This window comes from Streptomyces sp. MAI_2237, from assembly GCF_054189285.1.
The window spans coordinates 1,054,242-1,071,829 of sequence record NZ_JAJPGQ010000009.1; the positions used below are offsets into that span (position 1 = coordinate 1,054,242).

The 17,588-nt window shown below is 71.7% G+C and carries 17 protein-coding genes; 14 read left to right on the forward strand and 3 right to left on the reverse strand.

The window, feature by feature from the left end:
* Window positions 1-36: 36 nt before the first annotated feature.
* On the reverse strand, window positions 37-1,485 hold the full coding sequence (locus tag LN251_RS40165) for a S1 family peptidase (RefSeq protein ID WP_458249073.1): 1,449 nt from the start codon (window positions 1,483-1,485) through the stop codon (window positions 37-39).
* Window positions 1,486-1,676: 191 nt separating this feature from the next.
* Here LN251_RS40165 and LN251_RS40170 point away from each other — a divergent pair, with 191 nt between their 5' ends.
* The 5 genes from LN251_RS40170 (at window position 1,677) to LN251_RS40190 (ending at window position 8,759) form a co-directional block, all read left to right on the forward strand.
* A complete protein-coding gene (locus tag LN251_RS40170) occupies window positions 1,677-2,090 on the forward strand; it encodes a PaaI family thioesterase (protein WP_458249074.1) in 414 nt (137 codons plus the stop codon).
* A gap of 489 nt (window positions 2,091-2,579) precedes the next feature.
* Window positions 2,580-2,795 (forward strand): hypothetical protein, encoded by a 216-nt coding sequence (locus LN251_RS40175; RefSeq protein ID WP_058921350.1) that lies wholly within the window; start codon window positions 2,580-2,582, stop codon window positions 2,793-2,795.
* Window positions 2,796-2,915: 120 nt separating this feature from the next.
* Window positions 2,916-3,722, forward strand: a complete 807-nt coding sequence (locus LN251_RS40180; protein ID WP_458249075.1) for an HlyD family efflux transporter periplasmic adaptor subunit — start codon at window positions 2,916-2,918, stop codon at window positions 3,720-3,722.
* Complete coding sequence (locus LN251_RS40185) at window positions 3,719-5,941, forward strand: NHLP family bacteriocin export ABC transporter peptidase/permease/ATPase subunit (RefSeq protein WP_458249076.1); 2,223 nt, start codon at window positions 3,719-3,721, stop codon at window positions 5,939-5,941. The genes LN251_RS40180 and LN251_RS40185 overlap by 4 nt, the downstream gene beginning before the upstream one ends.
* Window position 5,942: 1 nt before the next feature.
* Complete coding sequence (locus tag LN251_RS40190) at window positions 5,943-8,759, forward strand: NHLP bacteriocin export ABC transporter permease/ATPase subunit (RefSeq protein ID WP_458249077.1); 2,817 nt, start codon at window positions 5,943-5,945, stop codon at window positions 8,757-8,759.
* Between the two features lie 7 nt (window positions 8,760-8,766).
* Here the strand turns inward: LN251_RS40190 and LN251_RS40195 are convergent, their stop codons facing one another.
* Window positions 8,767-9,294 carry an SRPBCC family protein gene (locus LN251_RS40195; RefSeq protein WP_458249078.1) on the reverse strand — a complete coding sequence of 176 codons (528 nt, stop codon included), beginning with the start codon at window positions 9,292-9,294 and terminating at the stop codon, window positions 8,767-8,769.
* A gap of 172 nt (window positions 9,295-9,466) precedes the next feature.
* Between LN251_RS40195 and LN251_RS40200 the strand changes: the two genes are divergently transcribed.
* The 7 genes from LN251_RS40200 to LN251_RS40230 all read left to right on the forward strand — a co-directional run bounded on the left by LN251_RS40200 (window position 9,467) and on the right by LN251_RS40230 (window position 14,788).
* Entirely contained in the window at window positions 9,467-10,969 is a 1,503-nt protein-coding gene (locus tag LN251_RS40200) for an MFS transporter (protein ID WP_458249079.1), read from the forward strand.
* Between the two features lie 153 nt (window positions 10,970-11,122).
* On the forward strand, window positions 11,123-12,130 hold the full coding sequence (locus LN251_RS40205) for a Ppx/GppA phosphatase family protein (protein ID WP_458249080.1): 1,008 nt from the start codon (window positions 11,123-11,125) through the stop codon (window positions 12,128-12,130).
* Between the two features lie 16 nt (window positions 12,131-12,146).
* Window positions 12,147-12,317 carry a hypothetical protein gene (locus tag LN251_RS40210; RefSeq protein WP_458249081.1) on the forward strand — a complete coding sequence of 57 codons (171 nt, stop codon included), beginning with the start codon at window positions 12,147-12,149 and terminating at the stop codon, window positions 12,315-12,317.
* An 82-nt stretch (window positions 12,318-12,399) separates the two neighbouring features.
* Complete coding sequence (locus LN251_RS40215; RefSeq protein WP_458249082.1) at window positions 12,400-13,413, forward strand: iron-containing redox enzyme family protein; 1,014 nt, start codon at window positions 12,400-12,402, stop codon at window positions 13,411-13,413.
* Window positions 13,414-14,088 carry a HemK2/MTQ2 family protein methyltransferase gene (locus LN251_RS40220; RefSeq protein WP_458249083.1) on the forward strand — a complete coding sequence of 225 codons (675 nt, stop codon included), beginning with the start codon at window positions 13,414-13,416 and terminating at the stop codon, window positions 14,086-14,088.
* Complete coding sequence (locus tag LN251_RS40225) at window positions 14,069-14,266, forward strand: CDGSH iron-sulfur domain-containing protein (RefSeq protein WP_458249084.1); 198 nt, start codon at window positions 14,069-14,071, stop codon at window positions 14,264-14,266. Before LN251_RS40220 ends, LN251_RS40225 begins: the two co-directional genes overlap by 20 nt.
* 144 nt (window positions 14,267-14,410) lie before the next feature.
* Complete coding sequence (locus LN251_RS40230) at window positions 14,411-14,788, forward strand: STAS domain-containing protein (RefSeq protein WP_458249085.1); 378 nt, start codon at window positions 14,411-14,413, stop codon at window positions 14,786-14,788.
* Window positions 14,789-14,940: 152 nt separating this feature from the next.
* Here the strand turns inward: LN251_RS40230 and LN251_RS40235 are convergent, their stop codons facing one another.
* A complete protein-coding gene (locus tag LN251_RS40235) occupies window positions 14,941-15,360 on the reverse strand; it encodes a subtilase-type protease inhibitor (protein WP_458249086.1) in 420 nt (139 codons plus the stop codon).
* Window positions 15,361-15,685: 325 nt separating this feature from the next.
* Here LN251_RS40235 and LN251_RS40240 point away from each other — a divergent pair, with 325 nt between their 5' ends.
* Complete coding sequence (locus LN251_RS40240) at window positions 15,686-16,237, forward strand: hypothetical protein (RefSeq protein ID WP_458249087.1); 552 nt, start codon at window positions 15,686-15,688, stop codon at window positions 16,235-16,237.
* A gap of 134 nt (window positions 16,238-16,371) precedes the next feature.
* A complete protein-coding gene (locus LN251_RS40245; protein ID WP_458249088.1) occupies window positions 16,372-17,547 on the forward strand; it encodes a lactate 2-monooxygenase in 1,176 nt (391 codons plus the stop codon).
* Window positions 17,548-17,588 lie beyond the last annotated feature (41 nt).

Sequence of the window (17,588 nt, forward strand, 5' to 3'; positions counted from 1 at the left end):
CCGTCCACTGTCGACCGGAACCGCGCGTGAGGCCGATCAGTGGGTCTGCGAGAGCGAGGACGAGCCGTTGTCCTGCGCACCGGCACCGGACTGGTCACCGGTGCCCGCACCCGACTGGTCGCCGACGCCGGACTGGTCCCCGGCACCGGACTGGTCGCCCACGCCCGCGCCGGACTGGTCGCCCGTGCCGTCGGTCGCGCTCGCCGACGGGTCGGCGCCGCCGCCCACCGCGTCGCCGCCGCCGGCCTGGTCACCGGCGCCCGCGGCGTCGCTCGCGGAGGCCGACGGGTCGGCCGAGCCGCCCTGGTCGCCCGCGCCCGCACCCGCACCCGCGCCGCCGTCGCCCAGCGTGGCGCCCGTGGCCTGCAGGGCCGCGGTCACCGGCTGGAAGAAGGTCTCGCCGCCCGCGGTGCAGTCGCCGCTGCCGCCCGAGGTCATGCCGACCGCGCTGCCGTCCTGGGTGAACAGGGAGCCGCCGCTGTCGCCCGCCTCGGCGCAGACGTTGGTCTGGATGAGGCCGGTGACGGTGTCGACTCCGTTGGGGTCGGTCTCGCTCTGGAAGTTGACCGTGGCGTCCAGACCGGTGACCTGGCCGTTGTGCAGACCGGTGGTGCTGCCCATCCGGAAGACCGTCTCACCGACGGTGGCGTCGGCGGCGGCGGTGATCTGGACGGTCTGCCCGTTGCCGACGTTGACCTCGCTGGCCGCCTGGGTGTTCGGGTCGTCGTACTTGACCAAGGAGAAGTCACCGGCGCCGGGGAAGGTGGCCTGGTCGACCGTGGCGATGGGCTGGCCGGTCTCGGAGTCGGACCACTGCTTGGCGGCCACACCGCAGTGACCGGCGGTCAGGAACGCCGGACTGCCGTCACTGGCCTTGACGTTGAAGCCGAGGGAGCAGCGGACCGTGCCGCCCTGTGCCTGGGCGAAGATGGCGTCGCCGCCGGACACGAGGGTCTTGAAGGTGCCCGAGGAGCGCTTCACCGTCGCCATGTCGGCGCCGAGGCTCTTGACCGTCGAGGTCAGTCTGTTCCATGCGGCGCCGGTGACGGTGGAGTCCGCGGTGACCGCCAGCTTGTTGGTCTTCGGATCCATCGCCCAGGCCGTGCCCGGTATGGTCGCCTTGGCCTTCAGGGTCTGGGCACCCGACTTCAGCGCCGCGAGGCTGTTCTTGACCTCACGGACCTTCGCACCGGCCTTCTTCGCCTCGACGACCACCTTGTTGTTGTCGCCGGGCACGACGTTCACGACGAGCTGCTGCGCGGCGGAGTCGTAGTAGGAACCGGCGAAGGCCTGGCCGAGCACGTTCTGGAGCTGGGCGGCGAGATCCGAGGCGTCCGCGGCCTTCAGGGTCTTGGGGGCGGCGCCGGCCGACGAGCCGTCCTGGGAGGCGTTGGCGTTCGGCAGCAGGATGGCCGCCGCGCCGAGCGCCACGACACCGCCTGCCGCGATAGCGGCCTTGCGCTTCGGGATTCGCTTGTGACTCAAACTTCTCGACCTCCTGGGGGACCGGAGTCTGTGCCGCCGTTCGGCAGCTGTTGTCGTTCTGGGCGCCTGGATGGCTGTTGGTACGCAGGGGCCGCGCGGTGCGTTCAATTCCGTTTGCCAACTCGCTTTGCCCGGAGCGGAATCGGCCATGACCCGGGTCCGGCGCGGCGGCTCGGGGAACAATCGCCCATATGACGATGACGACCGCCGAAGGCGACACGATCCTCTCCGCCTGCTTCGCCCCTTGGATTCTCGAACTGGGCCTCGCGGTGGAGGCGGTGGGCGAGGACCGGGCGACCCTGCGTCTTCCCTGGTCGGACCGGCTGGCGCGGGAGGGCGGCGGACTGTCGGGGCAGGCGCTGATGGCGGCCGCGGACACGGCGACCGTGATCGCGGTGTCGGCGGCGCGTGGCGGGTACGGGCCCATGACGACGGTTCAGCAGTCGACGTCGTTCCAGCGCGCGGTGACCGGATCGGATGTCCTGATCGAGGCGGTGGTCACCAAGCTGGGCCGCCGCATGGCGTTCGCGAACATCACGATGACCGAGGAGAGCTCGGGGGCGGTGGCGGCGACGGCTAGCACGGTCTACGCGCTGCTGGGCTGACAGGCTCCCGTGCACGCACACGCGCCTCGACCATTCCGATACGCTCCGCAGCCGGTCGGCGACGGTCCGTCGTGATCGCCGCTCCCAATCCCGGCTCCTGAGAATCTGCACATTGAATACTCAACGAAGTCACGGGGGCCGAGAGTTCTGCACAGGCGGCCGGACGCCCCCACGCCATTGCGGCGGGAGTGTCGGATTCGCACGACGATCAGCAAGCGCTCGGACGAGCCGATGCCGTGACGCATGTGAAGAAGCTGCCACCGACGCGTGCAGAGTCCTGCACGCGTCGGTACCGCAGCGACGCAAGTTGCCTGGTGAGACCGGTGGTTGATTGGAAGGGCGGACCGGGAGCGTGCTTTGATCCATCGCACTGCGGGGGCCGCGGGGCTTCGGAGACGGAGCCCGGGTGCCTGCGGTCGCGGTGCCGCTCTGTCCCCCAGAGGGGGCCGCTCCCCCCTTGTGAATATCCATATGAAGGGAAGTTCCATCATGAACTCCACCCCCCAGGTTGAGACCGTCGAGATCTCCGACGCCGAGCTCGACAACGTCTCCGGCGGCCTGGCCGTGAACGCCCTCGGCACCGTCACCGGCCTGGTGGACGGCGTCGCCCCGGTTTCCGGCCTGGTCGACACGGCTGTCGGCACCGTCGAGGGTGTCACCGGTCTGAACACCGCCCCGGTCACCAACCTGGTCGCCGGTCTCTGATCGCACCCTTTGTGATCGTTGAGTCCCGGAGCCTCTTGTCGGCTCCGGGGCTTCCCGATGCCCTGAACCAGCCGGCTCGCGCGAGCCGGTCCTTCCTCGTTACCAGGTGAGGGAAATCCCGTGCAGTTCCGCCAACAGGCCCTCGCCAAGCTGCAGTCGCCGGAGGAGCTCGACCTTCCGGTGCGCTTCGCCCGCCCCCAGGGCTGGCTGGTCCTCTCCGTGACCGTGGCCGCGGTGGCCGCCGCCTCGGTGTGGGCGGTGACCGGCTCGGTGGCCTCCACGGTCAGCGCGCCCGCCATCCTCACGCACGGCGAGGGCAGTTACATCCTGCAGAGCCCGGTCGCGGGCCAGGTCACGGCGGTTCTCGCCAAGCAGGGCGAGCGGCTGCCGGCCGGCGCCCCCGTCCTGAAGGTCCGTACCGCCCGGGGCGACTCCGTCGTCCGCACGGTCGCAGCGGGCCGCATCACCGGCCTCGCCGCCACCATCGGGCAGATCATCCAGACCGGGGCCAACGTCGCCGCGGTCGAGAAGGTCGCGCACGCCTCGGACCCCTTGTACGCCACCGTGTACGTGCCCGCCGAGAACGCGGCCTCCATACCGGACCACGCCGCCGTCGACCTCACCGTCTCCTCCGTGCCCACGCAGGAGTTCGGCGTGCTGCGCGGGCATGTGAAGTCGGTCGACCGCTCCGCCGAATCCGCCCAGCAGATCGCCGCGTTCCTCGGCGACAGCCAGCTGGGCGAGCAGTTCACCAGGAAGGGGCGCCCGGTGGCCGTGACGGTGAAGCTGGACACGTCGTCCACCACGAAGAGCGGCTACCAGTGGTCGTCCAAGGACGGGCCGCCCTTCGCCCTGACCTCCATGACGACGGCCTCGGGCTCCATCCGGCTGGCCGACCAGCGTCCCGTCGATTGGCTGCTGCCGTGAGTACCACCCAGGAGACGCGGAGCAGACGCCGCGCCGCCCCGCCCAAGCGTCCGGTCCCCACGGGGAAGGCGAAGACGGTCCGCACCCCGACGGTGCTGCAGATGGAGGCCGTCGAGTGCGGCGCCGCCTCCCTGGCCATGGTGCTCGGCCACTACGGCAGGCACGTCCCGCTGGAGGAGCTGCGCATCGCCTGCGGCGTCTCGCGGGACGGCTCGCGGGCGAGCAACCTGCTGAAGGCGGCCCGCAGTTACGGCCTGACGGCCAAGGGCATGCAGATGGACACGGCCGCCCTCGCCGAGGTCAAGACGCCGGCCGTGCTGTTCTGGGAGTTCAACCACTACGTCGTCTACGACGGCATGGGCCGACGCTTCGGCCGGCGCGGAGTGTTCATCAACGACCCCGGCAAGGGCCGCCGTTTCGTGCCCATGGAGGACTTCGACGGCAGCTTCACCGGTGTGGTGCTGGTGATGGAGCCCGGCGAGGGCTTCGCCAAGGGCGGCCGCAAGCCCGGCGTGCTGGGCGCGATGCCGGCCCGGCTGCGCGGCACGGCGGGCACGATGCCGGCCGCGGTGCTGGCGAGCCTGCTGCTGGTGCTGGTCGGCGCCGCGGTGCCCGCGCTCAGCCGCACCTACATCGACATGTTCCTGATCGGCGGTCAGACCTCGCTGCTGGGCGTGCTGTTCGCGTCCATGGGCGCGTGCGTGCTGCTCACCGTGATGCTGACCTGGCTGCAGCAGGCGAACCTGCTGCGCGGCCGCATCATCTCCTCCACCCTCTCCAGCGCCCGCTTCCTGCGCCATCTGCTGCGGCTGCCGGTGACGTTCTTCGCCCAGCGCAGCCCGGCCGACCTGGTGCAGCGGCTGCAGTCCAACGACCAGGTCGCCGAGACGCTGGCCCGCGACCTCGCGGCGGCGGGTGTGGACGCGGTGGTCGTGGTCCTCTACGCCGTACTCCTCTACACGTACGACCCCCAGCTCACCTTCGTCGGCATCGGCGTCGCCCTGCTCAACATCGTCGCCATGCGCGTGGTGATCCGGCTGCGCGCCACCCGCACGGCGAAGCTGCGCGCCGACAGCGCCCGTCTGACCAACACGGCGTACACCGGGCTGCAGTTGATCGAGACGATGAAGGCGACCGGCGGCGAGGACGGCTACTTCCGCAAGTGGGCCGGGCAGCACGCCACCACGCTGGAGGAGCAGCAGCGCCTCGGTGCGCCGAGCGCCTGGCTGGGCGTGGTCGCGCCGACGCTGGCCTCGCTCAACAGCGCGGTGATCCTGTGGATCGGCGGTATGCGCGCGGTCGAGGGCGGCATCTCGGTGGGCCTGCTGGTGGCCTTCCAGTCGCTGGTCACCCGCTTCACCGCGCCGATCACCCGGCTCAACGGCGTGGCGGGCCGCATCCAGGACTTCGCGGCCGACGTGGCCCGGCTGAAGGACGTCGAGAACTTCCAGGCCGACCCGCTCTACGGGCGCCCCGGTGCCGGTGACTCCACGCGCCGGCTGCACGGGCACGTCGAGCTGCAGAACATCACCTTCGGCTACAACCCGCTGGACAAGCCCCTGCTCACCGGCTTCGACCTGACCGTCGGCCCCGGCCAGCAGGTCGCCCTGGTCGGCGGCTCAGGCAGCGGCAAGTCCACGGTCTCCCGGCTGATCTCGGGCCTGTACACGCCGTGGGAGGGCGTGATCCGCATCGACGGGCAGCGCCTGGACGACATCCCGCGCGGGGCGCTGGCCGCCTCCGTCTCCTTCGTGGACCAGGAGGTCTTCCTGTTCGAGGGGTCGGTGCGCGACAACGTGGCGCTGTGGGACCCCTCGATCCCGGACGACGCGGTGGTGGACGCGCTGCGGGACGCCGCCCTCTACGACGTCGTGCTGCGCCGCCCCGGCGGCATCCACAGCAAGGTCGAGCAGGACGGCCGCAACTTCTCCGGCGGTCAGCGCCAACGGCTGGAGATCGCACGGGCGTTGGTGCGCAGGCCGAGCATCCTGGTGCTGGACGAGGTGACCAGCGCGCTGGACGCGGAGACCGAGCAGGTCGTCATGGACAACCTACGCCGGCGCGGCTGCGCGTGCGTCGTGATCGCGCACCGGCTCAGCACCGTCCGCGACAGCGACGAGATCGTCGTCCTGCAGCACGGCACGATCGTGGAACGCGGGCGACACGAGGACCTGGTGGCACGCGGCGGCGCGTACGCGGCGCTGGTCAGGGAGCGATGAGATGACGACGGCACACGAAGGCGACCTCGTCCTCGGCGCTCTGGGGTCCATGGGCACGCCGGTCGACTGCTCGGGGCTGACCCGGTTGGACCTGGAGGGCCCGCAGGTGCTGTGGCTGGTCGCGGCCGGCAGCCTGGACCTGTTCGCGGTGGACGCCGTGCAGCAGGGCCACTGGCACCACCTCGGCCGGCTGGAGGCGGGCTCACTGCTCCTGGGACCCGTCGCCGGACCGCAGCACACGCTGGTGGCACGGCCGTTGCGCGACTGCGTGGTGCACCGCATCGGCCTGCGCGAGCTGTACCAGACGGCCGACACCCAGACCTGGTCCTACGACGAGTACGGCAACCCCCAGTACGTGCCGCCGACGACGAGCCCGCTGGAGTACGCCCTGGCCCTCGGCGTCGGCCGCAGCCTGTCCGTCCTCTTCCAGGCCCCGATGGCGACGGAGCGGGCCGCGGACATCACCGACGACGACGTCTTCTGGATGCAGGTGCCGCCCGGCAGCGTCCAGTACGGCTCCCTGTACGGCGCCGAGGCCGCCGCCGACCTGCTGATGGACCCGGCGGTCTGGCAGAGCATGGTCGACCAGCAGTACCGGCTGCTGACCACGCTGGACCGCTGGATCGAGCAGCTGGAGCGGACCCACGAGACGCGCACCGCTGCCGGCATCAGAGCCGGTGAGGCGGTCCGCGCCCAGGCCGACCGGACGCTGCTGGCCTCCATCGGCAAGTCCTCGTCGAAGCGCACGACCGCCGCCGACGCCGACGCGACGTACGCGGCCTGCAAGCTCGTGGCGGAGGCGGCCGGCATCCAGCTGGCCGACCGCACGCAGGCGGGCACGGGCAGCGACCGGCTCGACCCGGTGGAACAGGTGGCGATCGCGTCCCGCGTGCGGACCCGGGCGGTGCGCCTGGACGGTGCCTGGTGGCGGGACGACGTCGGCCCGCTCGTCGGTCACCGGGCCCTGTCGGGCGCCCCGGTCGCGCTGCTGTGGCGACGTGGCGGCTATGTGGCCGTGCATCCGGCGACCGGCCGGGAGACCCCGGTCGAGAAGGCCAACGCCGAGGAGTTCGAGCCGCGCGCGGTGATGTTCTACCGGCCGTTGCCGGACCGGACGCTGAGCCCGCTGCGGCTCCTGCGGTTCAGCATGCGGGGCACCAGAAGCGACCTGGTGAACCTGCTCCTCAGTGGCCTGGTGACGGTCGCCATCGGCGCGCTGGTGCCGGTCGCGACCGGCAAGGTGCTGGGCGAGTTCGTGCCGAGGGCCCAGACGAACCTGATCGGGCAGGTCTGTCTGGCGGTGATGGTGACGAGCCTGGTGGCGGCGGCCTTCATGCTGCTGGAGAACCTCACCATCCTGCGGCTGGAGGGCCGTATCGAGGCCACCCTGCAACCTGCCGTCTGGGACCGGCTGTTGAGGCTGCCCACGAAGTTCTTCACCGAGCGTTCCACCGGTGAGCTGGCGAGCGCGGCGATGGGCATCAGCGCGATGCGCCGCATGATGGCGGGCATCGGGCCGGTCGTCGCCCAGTCGGTGACGGTCGGTGCGATGAACCTGGGGCTGCTGTTCTGGTACAGCCCGTCGATGGCGCTGGCGGCGATCGGCATGCTCGTCGTCATCGCGGGCGCGTTCCTGGGGCTCGGCCTGTGGCAGGTGCGCTGGCAGCGCAAGCTGGTGGTGCTCGGCAACAAGCTCAACAACCAGGCGTTCCAGACGCTGCGCGGCCTGCCGAAGCTGCGGGTGGCGGCGGCCGAGAACTACGCCTACGCGGCCTGGGCGTCGGAGTTCGCGCGCAGCCGTGAACTGCAGCAGAAGGTCGGCCGCATCAAGAACCTCACGACGGTCATGGGCGCGGTGTACCTGCCTCTGTGCACGCTGCTGATGTTCATGCTGCTGGCCGGCCCGGCGCGCGGTTCGATGTCGGCGGCGAGCTTCCTCACCTTCAACACCTCCGTCACCATGCTGCTGACGTCGGTCACCCAGCTGACCGGCGCGTTCGTCTCCGCGGTGGCCGCGCTGCCCCTGTTCGAGGAGATCAAGCCGGTGCTGGAGGCGACGCCGGAGGTGCGCACGGGGAGCACTCGGCCGGGCCCGCTGTCGGGGGCGATCGAGGCGCGCCGGCTGTCCTTCCGGTACGCCGACGACGGTCCGCTGGTCCTGGACGACGTGTCCTTCGAGGTGGGCGCGGGCGAGTTCGTGGCGATCGTCGGCCCCAGCGGCTGCGGCAAGTCCACACTGCTCAGGCTGCTGATCGGCTTCGACAAGCCGGTCTCGGGCAGTGTCCTGTACGACGGCCAGGACCTGGCCGCGCTGGACCAGTCGGCGGTGCGCCGCCAGTGCGGTGTGGTGCTGCAGCACGCGCAGCCGTTCACCGGTTCCATCCTGGACGTCATCTGCGGCACCGAGCCGTACACGCCGGAGGAGGCGATGGCGGCGGCCGAGATGGCGGGGCTGGCCGAGGACATCAAGCGGATGCCCATGGGACTGCACACGATCGTCTCGGGCAGCGGTGCCGTCTCCGGCGGCCAGCGCCAGCGCCTGATGATCGCCCAGGCGCTGATCCGCCGGCCGCGGATCCTGTTCTTCGACGAGGCGACCAGCGCTCTGGACAACGAGACCCAGCGCACGGTGATCGAGTCGACCAAGGCCCTCAACGCCACGCGGATCGTCATCGCCCACCGTCTGTCGACCGTCCTCGACGCCGACCGCGTGATCGTCATGGAGGACGGCAAGGTCGCCCAGCAGGGCCCGCCGGCGCTGCTGCTGGCGGACACGGGCGGGCGGCTGCACGAGCTGGTGCGGCGCCAGATGGCGTGAGGAGCGGTCAGTCCATGCTGGGAACGGGGGCCCCGGAGGGCACGCCGGCCTCGACGTAGGCGTCGTAGTACTCCTTCCACAGCGCGCTCGGTCCGGCGTGCGGTTGTTCGGACCGCTCGCCGCGCGCGCGTGCGTCGAGTGCGGCCAGGCAGACCTCCCAGCCGGCGGCGTTGCGGGCGGCGGTGTCGGCGGCCCGCAGGATGTTCGTCAGGGTGAAGCGGGTGCGCCCCTCGTCCAGTGCCTCCAGGTCGAAGCGGAGTTCGTCGCCGCCCCAGTCGAAGGACAGGTGGCGCGGTTCGTCCAGGCCGAGCACCCGGCCGGTGGACTCCGGCATGTCCGGGTCCGGGCCGAAGGTGATCGTGCCGCCGGGGCGCGGGTCGATCTCGGCGCGGGAGGGGAACCAGTGGGCGAGTTCCCCGGCGTCGGTGACGAACTGCCAGACCCGCTCGACGGGCAGGTCGTAGGTGCGGGCGAAGCGGACGGCCCGGCGGCCGTCGTCCAGGGTCGGGCAGGTACCGGTGAGCGCGGCGGCCATGTGATCAGTCCTCCTGGGACAACGTGGCACGGCCCGGAAGAGACCGACACCACACCTAGCGAAACGTTGCCGTTTCGCTGGAACGCGGTCTAAGCTGTATCTGTACGAAACCGTTTCGTTCCGTGGTTTTGTGCTTCCGCATCCCGAACGGCTTCCCTGGAGTGGTTCCCCCATGACCCAGAAGACCCTCACCGACGGCACCCGCACGGGTGCCGTCGAGGCGCCCGGCGCGCCCACGGCGAAGAGATGGTGGATCCTCGCCGTCGTCGCCATCGCGCAGCTCATGGTGGTGCTCGACGCCACCATCGTGAACATCGCCCTGCCCTCGGCCCAGGCCGACCTCGGGTTCTCCGACGGCAACCGGCAGTGGATCGTCACCGCGTACGCCCTGTCGTTCGCCTCGCTGCTGCTGCTCGGCGGCCGCATAGCCGACCTGTTCGGACGCAAGACGGCCTTCCTGGTCGGCGTCGTCGGCTTCGCCGCCGTCTCCGCGCTCGGCGGAGCCGCCAACGGCTTCGGCATGCTCGTCACCGCGCGCGCCCTGCAGGGTGCCTTCGGCGCGCTGCTCGCGCCGGCCGCGCTGTCCCTGCTGAACACGACCTTCACCGACGCACGGGAACGCGCCCGGGCGTTCAGCGTGTACGGGGCCATCGCCGGCGCCGGCGGTGCCGTGGGCCTGCTCCTCGGCGGTGTGCTGACCGACGCCTTCGACTGGCGCTGGACGCTGTACGTGAACGTACTGATCGCCGTCGTCGCCTTCGTGGGCGGCTGGATGCTGCTGACCAACCACCGCGACGCCGAGAACGGCAAACTGGACGTGCCCGGCACGATCCTCGTCGCCGCGGGCCTGTTCTCGCTGGTCTACGGCTTCTCCAACGCCGAGACCCACGACTGGGGCTCGGCGCTCACCTGGGGCTTCCTGACCGCGGGCGGGCTGCTGCTGGCCGCCTTCGCCTGGTGGCAGACCCGGGCCGCGCACCCGCTGCTGCCGATGCGCATCCTGCTCGACCGCAACCGGGCCGCCTCGTTCCTCGCCGTGCTGATCTCCGCCGGCGGCATGTTCGGCGTGTTCCTCTTCCTCACCTACTACCTGCAGCTCAACCTCGGCTTCAGCCCGACGAAGACCGGTGTGGCGTTCCTGCCGATGGTGGGTGCGCTGATGGTGGCCGCGCAGCTCGGCACCACGGTCCTGCTGCCGCGCATCGGGCCGAAGGTGGCCGTCCCGCTGGGCTTCGCCGTCGCCGCGGCCGGCATGGCCTGGCTGACCGGCATCGGCAACGGCTCCAGCTACGTCAGCGCGGTCCTCCCCCAGCTGATCGTGACCGGCATCGGTCTGGGTCTGGTCATGCCGGCCTCCATGCAGCTGGCCACCGGCGGGGTGACCGCCCAGGACGCGGGCGTCGCCTCCGCGACGGTCAACGCCATGCAGCAGGTGGGCGGTTCGATCGGTACGGCCCTGCTGAACACGCTCGCCGCCGGCGCCGCGACCGACTACCTGGCCGGCCGGGACGCCACCAGCAAGCTGGTGCAGGCCCAGGCGACGATCGAGAGCTACACCACCGCCTTCTGGTGGTCGGCGGTCATGTTCGCCGCGGGCGCGGTCATCGCCTTCCTGCTCTTCCGCCGCGGGGTGCCGGAGCAGGACCCGGACGCCGCGCCGGTCGTCCACATGTGAGCACCCGCCAAGAGCCGCTCGGCATCAGGGGCCGCCGTCCGCAGGGAGACGGCGGCCCCTTCGCGCGCCACGGCGACGGCGGTTATCGGCCAGGACCGGCGCCCTGGGGCGCGATGAGCGTTGGCGCGCTCAGAAGTGGGTACCCACCGGCCCATGCGGATCAGCGTGGTGGATGTGGGGTCGAACACGGTACGTCTGGTGGTTTCGGATGCCGATGGCGGGGTACCCCTGCCCGTCCACACGGCCAAGTGGCGACTGCGGCTGTCGGAGCACGTGCGGCCGGGGTGCGACATCCCGGAAGAGGACGTCGAACTGCTCGTCCGTGCCGTCACCGAGGCGAGCCGGACCGCCACACGCTGGGGCGCGGCCGGCCCGCTGGCCTTCGCGACCGCCGTGGTGCGCAGCGCCCCGAACCGCCTGGAGGTCCTGCGTGCCGTCCGCTCCCGGACCGGCGTGCCGCTGTGCACGCTGCCCGGCGAGCTGGAGGCCGAGCTCACCTTCCTCGGGGCGCGGCGCTGGATGGGCTGGCGTTCGGGCCCACTGGCGCTGCTGGACATCGGCGGCGGCTCGCTCGAGGTCGCCTTCGGGCGCGGCCGGATGCCGGACTTCGTGGCCTCGCTGCCCCTGGGCGCGGGCCGGCTGACCCACGAGTTCTTCACCACCGAGGGCCCGCCCACCCGGGAACAGCTGCGGGCGCTGCGCCGCAAGGTCCGCCACCAGCTGCGGGACGTGGCGGCGCGGATCCGCTGGGAGGGCCCGCGCACCGCGGTGGCCACCTCCCGGACGTTCCAGCAGCTGGGCCGGTTGTGCGGTGCCGCCCCGGGGCGGCACGGACCGTTCGTGGAGCGGCAGCTGCGCCGCACGGACCTGCGGATGGCCGTCGACCGGCTGGCCGCACTGCCCGCGAACGAACGCGCCCGGCTGCCCGGCATCTCCGCGCCGCGCGCCGCACAGAGCCTGGCCGGCGCGCTGGTCGGGCACACCGCCATGAAACTGACCGGCCTGAGCGCCGTCACCGTCTGCCCCTGGGCGATCCGCGAGGGCGTCATGCTGCGCCACATCGAGGACGGCCCGGGCTGGTGGGCGGAGGTCAACCGGCTCGACGAGTCGCCCGCCGCCCCCGAGCCGCTGCCCCTGCGGATCGCCACCGTCGGCCACTGAGAGAAAGGGAGCCACCGTGCCCGAGAACCACGAGAACACCGAGCGACCGCCGAAGACCGCCCTGGAAGAGGTCCTGCGGGAGGCCGAGGACGCCGAGGTGTCCGGCGAGAAGCGGGACGACGAGGGCCAGGCGGCCGACGCCATCACGCCCAACCGGCACGCGCAGGAGGAGTCCGAGGGCAGGTGAGACCGGACGTCACGGCTGGTCGCACGCTGTCCCGGCCCGACGGAAGACGTTGGTGACGGCCTTGCCGGGGTACCCGGCCGGCATGTCGTACGACCATGAAGGGCCGTTGTTCCCGTCACCCCGAGGGCCGGTCTCGGCCGGTGTGCAGGGGTATCTGCTGGACAGCGGCCCACTGCCCCGGCCCGAGACCGTCGCCGCCGCCGACCCGTACGGGGACGACCTCCAGCTCGCCCTGTACCTCTGTTACGAACTGCACTACCGGGGTCTCGCGGGCGTCTCCCCGGAGCGCGAGTGGGACACCGACCTGCTGCGCACCCGGGCGGCGCTGGAGCACCGCTTCCTGACCACCCTGCGCGCCGACACCACGGTGCACGACACCGTCGAGGACGCGCTGGGCGACCTGCTCGTCGAGCCCGTGGAGGGCAGCGGTGTCAGCCACTTCCTGCGCGAGGAGGGCGAGTTGTGGCAGGTTCGCGAGTACGCCACCCATCGCTCGCTGTACCACCTCAAGGAGGCCGACCCGCACGCCTGGGTGCTGCCGCGGCTCACCGGGCGCGCCAAGGCGGCCATGGCGGCGGTGGAGTTCGACGAGTTCGGCGGCGGCCGCGCCGACCGGCTGCACGCGCAACTCTTCGCGAACCTGATGACGGACCTGGGCCTGGACACGACGTACGGCCGCTATGTCGACGCGGCGAGCGCGGAGATGCTCGCCACGGTCAACCTGATGTCCCTCTTCGGCTTGCACCGGGCCCTGCGCGGCGCCCTGGTCGGCCATTTCGCGGCCGTCGAGATCACCTCGTCGCCGGGCTCGCGCCGGCTGGCCGACGCGATGCGCCGCACGGGGGCCGGGCCGGCCGCCGAGCACTTCTACGACGAGCACGTGGAGGCCGACGCCGTCCACGAGCAGGTCGTACGGCACGAGGTCATCGGCGGTCTGCTGGAGGAGCAGCCGCATCTGGCACCGGACGTGGTGTTCGGCATCGACGCGACGGGCCATGTCGAGGACCGGTTCGCCGCCCGGCTGCTCAAGGACTGGCGGGCGGGCCGTTCCTCCCTGCGCTCTTCGGATCTTTCCGAAATCTCCCATATTTACTGATTGCCGGGGTACTGGGGTCGGGTGAATCCACTGGTACCGCCGGGTGTCTACTCCCCGCAGGAAGACACCGATCTGCTGACCGAAGCCCTGTTCGAAGAGCCGTTGCCGCCGGGCGCGGACGTCCTCGACGTCGGTACCGGCACCGGCGCCCTGGCCCTGGCCGCGGCGCGCCGCGGCACGCGGGTGACCGCGGTGGACGTGTCGTGGCGGGCGGTGTGCGCCGCACGCCTGAACGCCCGGATGGCGGGGCTGCCGCTGCGCATCCGGCGCGGGGACCTGTTCGCACCGGTGCGCGATCAGCGGTTCAACCTGATCCTGTCCAACCCGCCCTACGTGCCCGCGCCCGCCGAGCGCGCCCGGCCGCGCGGGGCGGCCCGCGCCTGGGACGCGGGCGGGGACGGCAGGCTCATCCTGGACCGGATCTGCCGCGAGGCCCCGGACCTCTTGCGACCCGGCGGTGTCCTGCTGATGATCCACTCCGCGCTCAGCGGCCCGGAGCGGACCCTCGACCATCTGCAGGACGCGGGAATGCGGGCGTCGGTGACGCAGCGTCACTTCATCCCGTTCGGTCCCGTGCTGCGGCAGCGGGCCGGCTGGCTGCGCAGACAGGGCCTGCTGACCGCCGACGACGAGAAGGAAGAGCTGGTGATCGTCCGTGCCGAACTCCCCGTCTGACAGCGCGCGCCGCCTCACGGTCCAGCGCCGCGGCCCCCTGCTCGTCGAGGGCCCGGTCGAGGTGGAACTCGAGGACGGCAGCATCGTCCGCTCCGACCGCTTCCGGGTCGCCGTGTGCACCTGCCGGCGGAGCCGCCGGTTCCCGTGGTGCGACACCAGCCATCGCGACCGCGCGTAGCCACACATCGGAAAGTCAAGCGCTTTCACTTCAATTCACCAGGTCGGGTGAACCGGCTCTTGCGTGCCGCCGTCCAGGGATGTTCGCCGTCGCATCGGGGTAACTACGGAGACCGAATGGGCCCCTTGCCGAGGTGGAGCGGCCATGACCCCGGATGCGGACGACCGTGCGGGCGCAGTGCCCGCGGCGAACTCCCACGCCCGCACCCGGTTCGAGGGCCGGTTCACCGTGGTCGAGGCCGTCGGCGAGATCGATCTGGCGACGGCGGGGGCGCTCGGGGAGCATCTGGACGCCGCGACCGCCGGGGCGCGGCCGGACGTGCTGGTGGATCTGCGGCACGTGGAGTTCTTCGACTGCTCGGGGCTGCGTGTGCTGTGCCGGGCCGAGGCACGGGCGAGGGAGCACGGCGGACGGCTGCGCGTCGTCTCCGACCAGCCCCGCATCCGCAGACTGCTGGCGGGGACCGGGCTCCTCAGACGCTTTCCGCCCCTCCCCGGTACGTCCGGGGAGGGGCGGAGGTGACCCGGGGATCGGCGGGCGGCCCCACTCCGCCCGTCCGACCCCCGGGGGCGAGATCGTCGTCGCCCCGCGGCGAGTGCCCGCACTCCCCATCCGCGAGCCGCTCAGGTCGACCACGGGGTCCACGCGATCCCGGTCTCTCGGCAGCCGGTCTCTCAGAACTCGAAGACGTCGGCTCCGTAGGCGTACTTCAGGCAGGAGTTGGAGAAGGTGCGCTCGTAGGAGACGCGCTTGCCCTGCCAGACACCGTCGGCGGTGACCACGACGGGGTCGTACTGCTTGGTGCACAGCACGTCGGATCTCGGCGCCAGTCCTTCGAGGCCGCCCGCGGCGCGCAGTTCGGAGCAGGCCAGGTCGGCGGCCGGGTGGGTGCCGGAGGGCGTGGGCGCGCAGCTGAGGGTCACCGCCCGCAGCGGGGTGGCCTCGGCGGCGCTGTCGCCGTGGGCGACGGTCAGGACCAGGGCCGAGGGGGCGTACAGCGAGGCCGGCGTGGCGAGAGCGGCCCCGGTGAGGGGTCCGCAGACGGCGGTGGCGGTGAGGGCGAGGGTCGCTGCCCAGCGCGCGGTGTTCCGCATCGTGTGCATCCTTCCGCAGGATTCGAGGGTGAGCCGGACCGTTCAAGGGTGGTGCCGGAACCGGCGAGCGCGAGTCTGCCGAGTCCGCGACGGAAACACACCTCGACCCCATGCGATTCAGTAACCTTGCGTGTTGAATCAGTGGCGTGAAGTCACGGAAATCGAACAGGTCGGGCCCGCAACTGAGCGGTTCTTGATCGCCTGAAGCAGCCAAGTGGCCGGTTTCCATCGCTTCGTTAATAGGCTTGAAACATTCCGGTTGAGCTCTCGGCTGACTTCCCAGCAGCCTCTTGCGTTCATGAAGTCGTCGAGTAATCGTCATTACATGATTACGAACGAGCAGCGAGAGAATCTGCGCGGCTGGCTCAGCGGCCGCCTGCCGGACGACTTCTTCGAGGAGCCGGCCGAGGTCACGGTCGACCGCGAGGAGATCACCGTGATCGGCCGGATCCCCGCGCCCCGGCTCGCCGAGGACGCCTCGGACGCCGAGCGGGAGGCCGCGGTACAGGGCCGCATCCAGGAGTTCCGGGAGCGGACCCGCGAGGCCCGGATCGAGGTGGCCCGCGAGGCGGAGCACCGCTATCGCCGCAAGGTGTCCTGGGGCGTGGAGTGCGACGGCAGGCGTGCCCTGTTCACCCATGTCGCCGCGCCCGTCATGACCCGGCTGCGCCAGCCCGAGCGGCAGGTCCTCGACACCCTCGTCGCCGGCGGGGTCGCCCGCAGCCGCAGCGACGCCCTCGCCTGGTGCGTACGCCTGGTGCAGCGCCACACCGACGACTGGCTCACCGAGCTGCGCGAGTCCCTCGAACACGTCCAGCGGGTACGGGAGCAGGGGCCCGACACCGAACCGGAGGACGCGCCGACGGACGACGAGTGAACGAGACCGCCGAGAGGACGGCCATCACGCCCCCGGCCGCATGACCTGAGACGACGGCCGGTGTCCGGCCCCGCGCATACCGCCGAGTATGGTCACCACGGCGCGTACTCGACCACGAGAGGCGGGACGTACGGATGGCCAAGCACTGGGCGGACTTCCAGTACGAGATCTATCTCAACGGGCTGTCAGGTGCCGTGCCGCGCCTGCCGACCGATCTGACCCGGCTGGAGGAACTGACCGAGCAGCGGCTCGGCCCCGGCCCGGTCGGCTATGTGGCCGGAAGCGCGGGCGACGGCAGCACCGCACGCGCGAACCGGGCGGCCCTGGAGCGGCGCCGGATCGTGCCGCGCATGCTGCGGGACGTGCACGAGCGGGACCTGTCGGTCGAGGTGCTGGGCCGGGCGCTGCCCGCCCCGCTGGCCCTGGCGCCGGTCGGCGTGCTGTCGATCATGCACCCGGAGGCCGAGTCGGCCGCCGCCCGCGCCGCCGCCGCGCAAGGGGTGCCGTACATCCTCTCCTCCGCCTCCAGCACACCGATGGAGCAGGTCGGCGAGGCGATGGGGGACGCCGAACGCTGGTTCCAGCTGTACTGGCCCAAAGACGTCGAGGTGGCCCGCAGCTTCCTCAACCGGGCCAAGGCCGCCGGGTTCACCGCGCTGGTCGTCACCCTCGACACCCCGTTGCTGGCCTGGCGCCCGCGCGATCTCGACCAGGCGTACCTGCCCTTCCTGCACGGCGTCGGCACCGCCAACTACTTCTCCGACCCCGCCTTCCAGGCGGCCCTGGCCAAGCCGGTGCACGAGGACCCGAACGCGGCGGTGCTGCACTTCGTGGGCATGTTCGCGGACCCGGCCAAGACGTGGCCGGATCTGGAGTTCCTGCGGGCGAACTGGGACGGCCCGATCGTGCTCAAGGGCATCCTGCACCCCGACGACGCCCGGCTCGCCGCCGACGCCGGGATGGACGGGGTCGTCGTCTCCAACCACGGGGGCCGCCAGGTCGCGGGGTCCGTGGCCGCCGCGGACGCGCTCCCCCGCGTCGCCGAAGCCGTCGGCGACCGGCTGACCGTCCTGTTCGACAGCGGCGTCCGCACCGGCGACGACATCTTCAAGGCACTCGCCCTCGGCGCGCGGGCGGTCCTCGTGGGACGGCCGTACGTCTACGGGCTCGGCCTCGACGGACAGCCGGGCGTGGAGCACGTGATCCGCTGTCTGCTGGCCGAACTGGACCTCACCCTCGCCCTGTCCGGGCACGCCACCCCCGCCACGATCGGCCCCGCCGACCTGGTCGAGGAACCAGAGCGACCGTGATGGTCGCGCGGGGCGGCCGGGGAGGACCCCGCCGCCCCGCG

Excerpts from the sequence above, each read along its gene's own strand:
- LN251_RS40190 (WP_458249077.1), top strand. The coding sequence starts at position 5,943 with ATGACGACGGCACACGAAGGCGACCTCGTCCTCGGCGCTCTGGGGTCC.
- LN251_RS40235 (WP_458249086.1), bottom strand. The coding sequence starts at position 15,360 with ATGCGGAACACCGCGCGCTGGGCAGCGACCCTCGCCCTCACCGCCACC.
- LN251_RS40240 (WP_458249087.1), top strand. The coding sequence starts at position 15,686 with ATGATTACGAACGAGCAGCGAGAGAATCTGCGCGGCTGGCTCAGCGGC.
- LN251_RS40175 (WP_058921350.1), top strand. The coding sequence starts at position 2,580 with ATGAACTCCACCCCCCAGGTTGAGACCGTCGAGATCTCCGACGCCGAG.
- LN251_RS40245 (WP_458249088.1), top strand. The coding sequence starts at position 16,372 with ATGGCCAAGCACTGGGCGGACTTCCAGTACGAGATCTATCTCAACGGG.
- LN251_RS40230 (WP_458249085.1), top strand. The coding sequence starts at position 14,411 with ATGACCCCGGATGCGGACGACCGTGCGGGCGCAGTGCCCGCGGCGAAC.
- LN251_RS40205 (WP_458249080.1), top strand. The coding sequence starts at position 11,123 with ATGCGGATCAGCGTGGTGGATGTGGGGTCGAACACGGTACGTCTGGTG.
- LN251_RS40170 (WP_458249074.1), top strand. The coding sequence starts at position 1,677 with ATGACGATGACGACCGCCGAAGGCGACACGATCCTCTCCGCCTGCTTC.
- LN251_RS40215 (WP_458249082.1), top strand. The coding sequence starts at position 12,400 with ATGTCGTACGACCATGAAGGGCCGTTGTTCCCGTCACCCCGAGGGCCG.
- LN251_RS40195 (WP_458249078.1), bottom strand. The coding sequence starts at position 9,294 with ATGGCCGCCGCGCTCACCGGTACCTGCCCGACCCTGGACGACGGCCGC.
- LN251_RS40200 (WP_458249079.1), top strand. The coding sequence starts at position 9,467 with ATGACCCAGAAGACCCTCACCGACGGCACCCGCACGGGTGCCGTCGAG.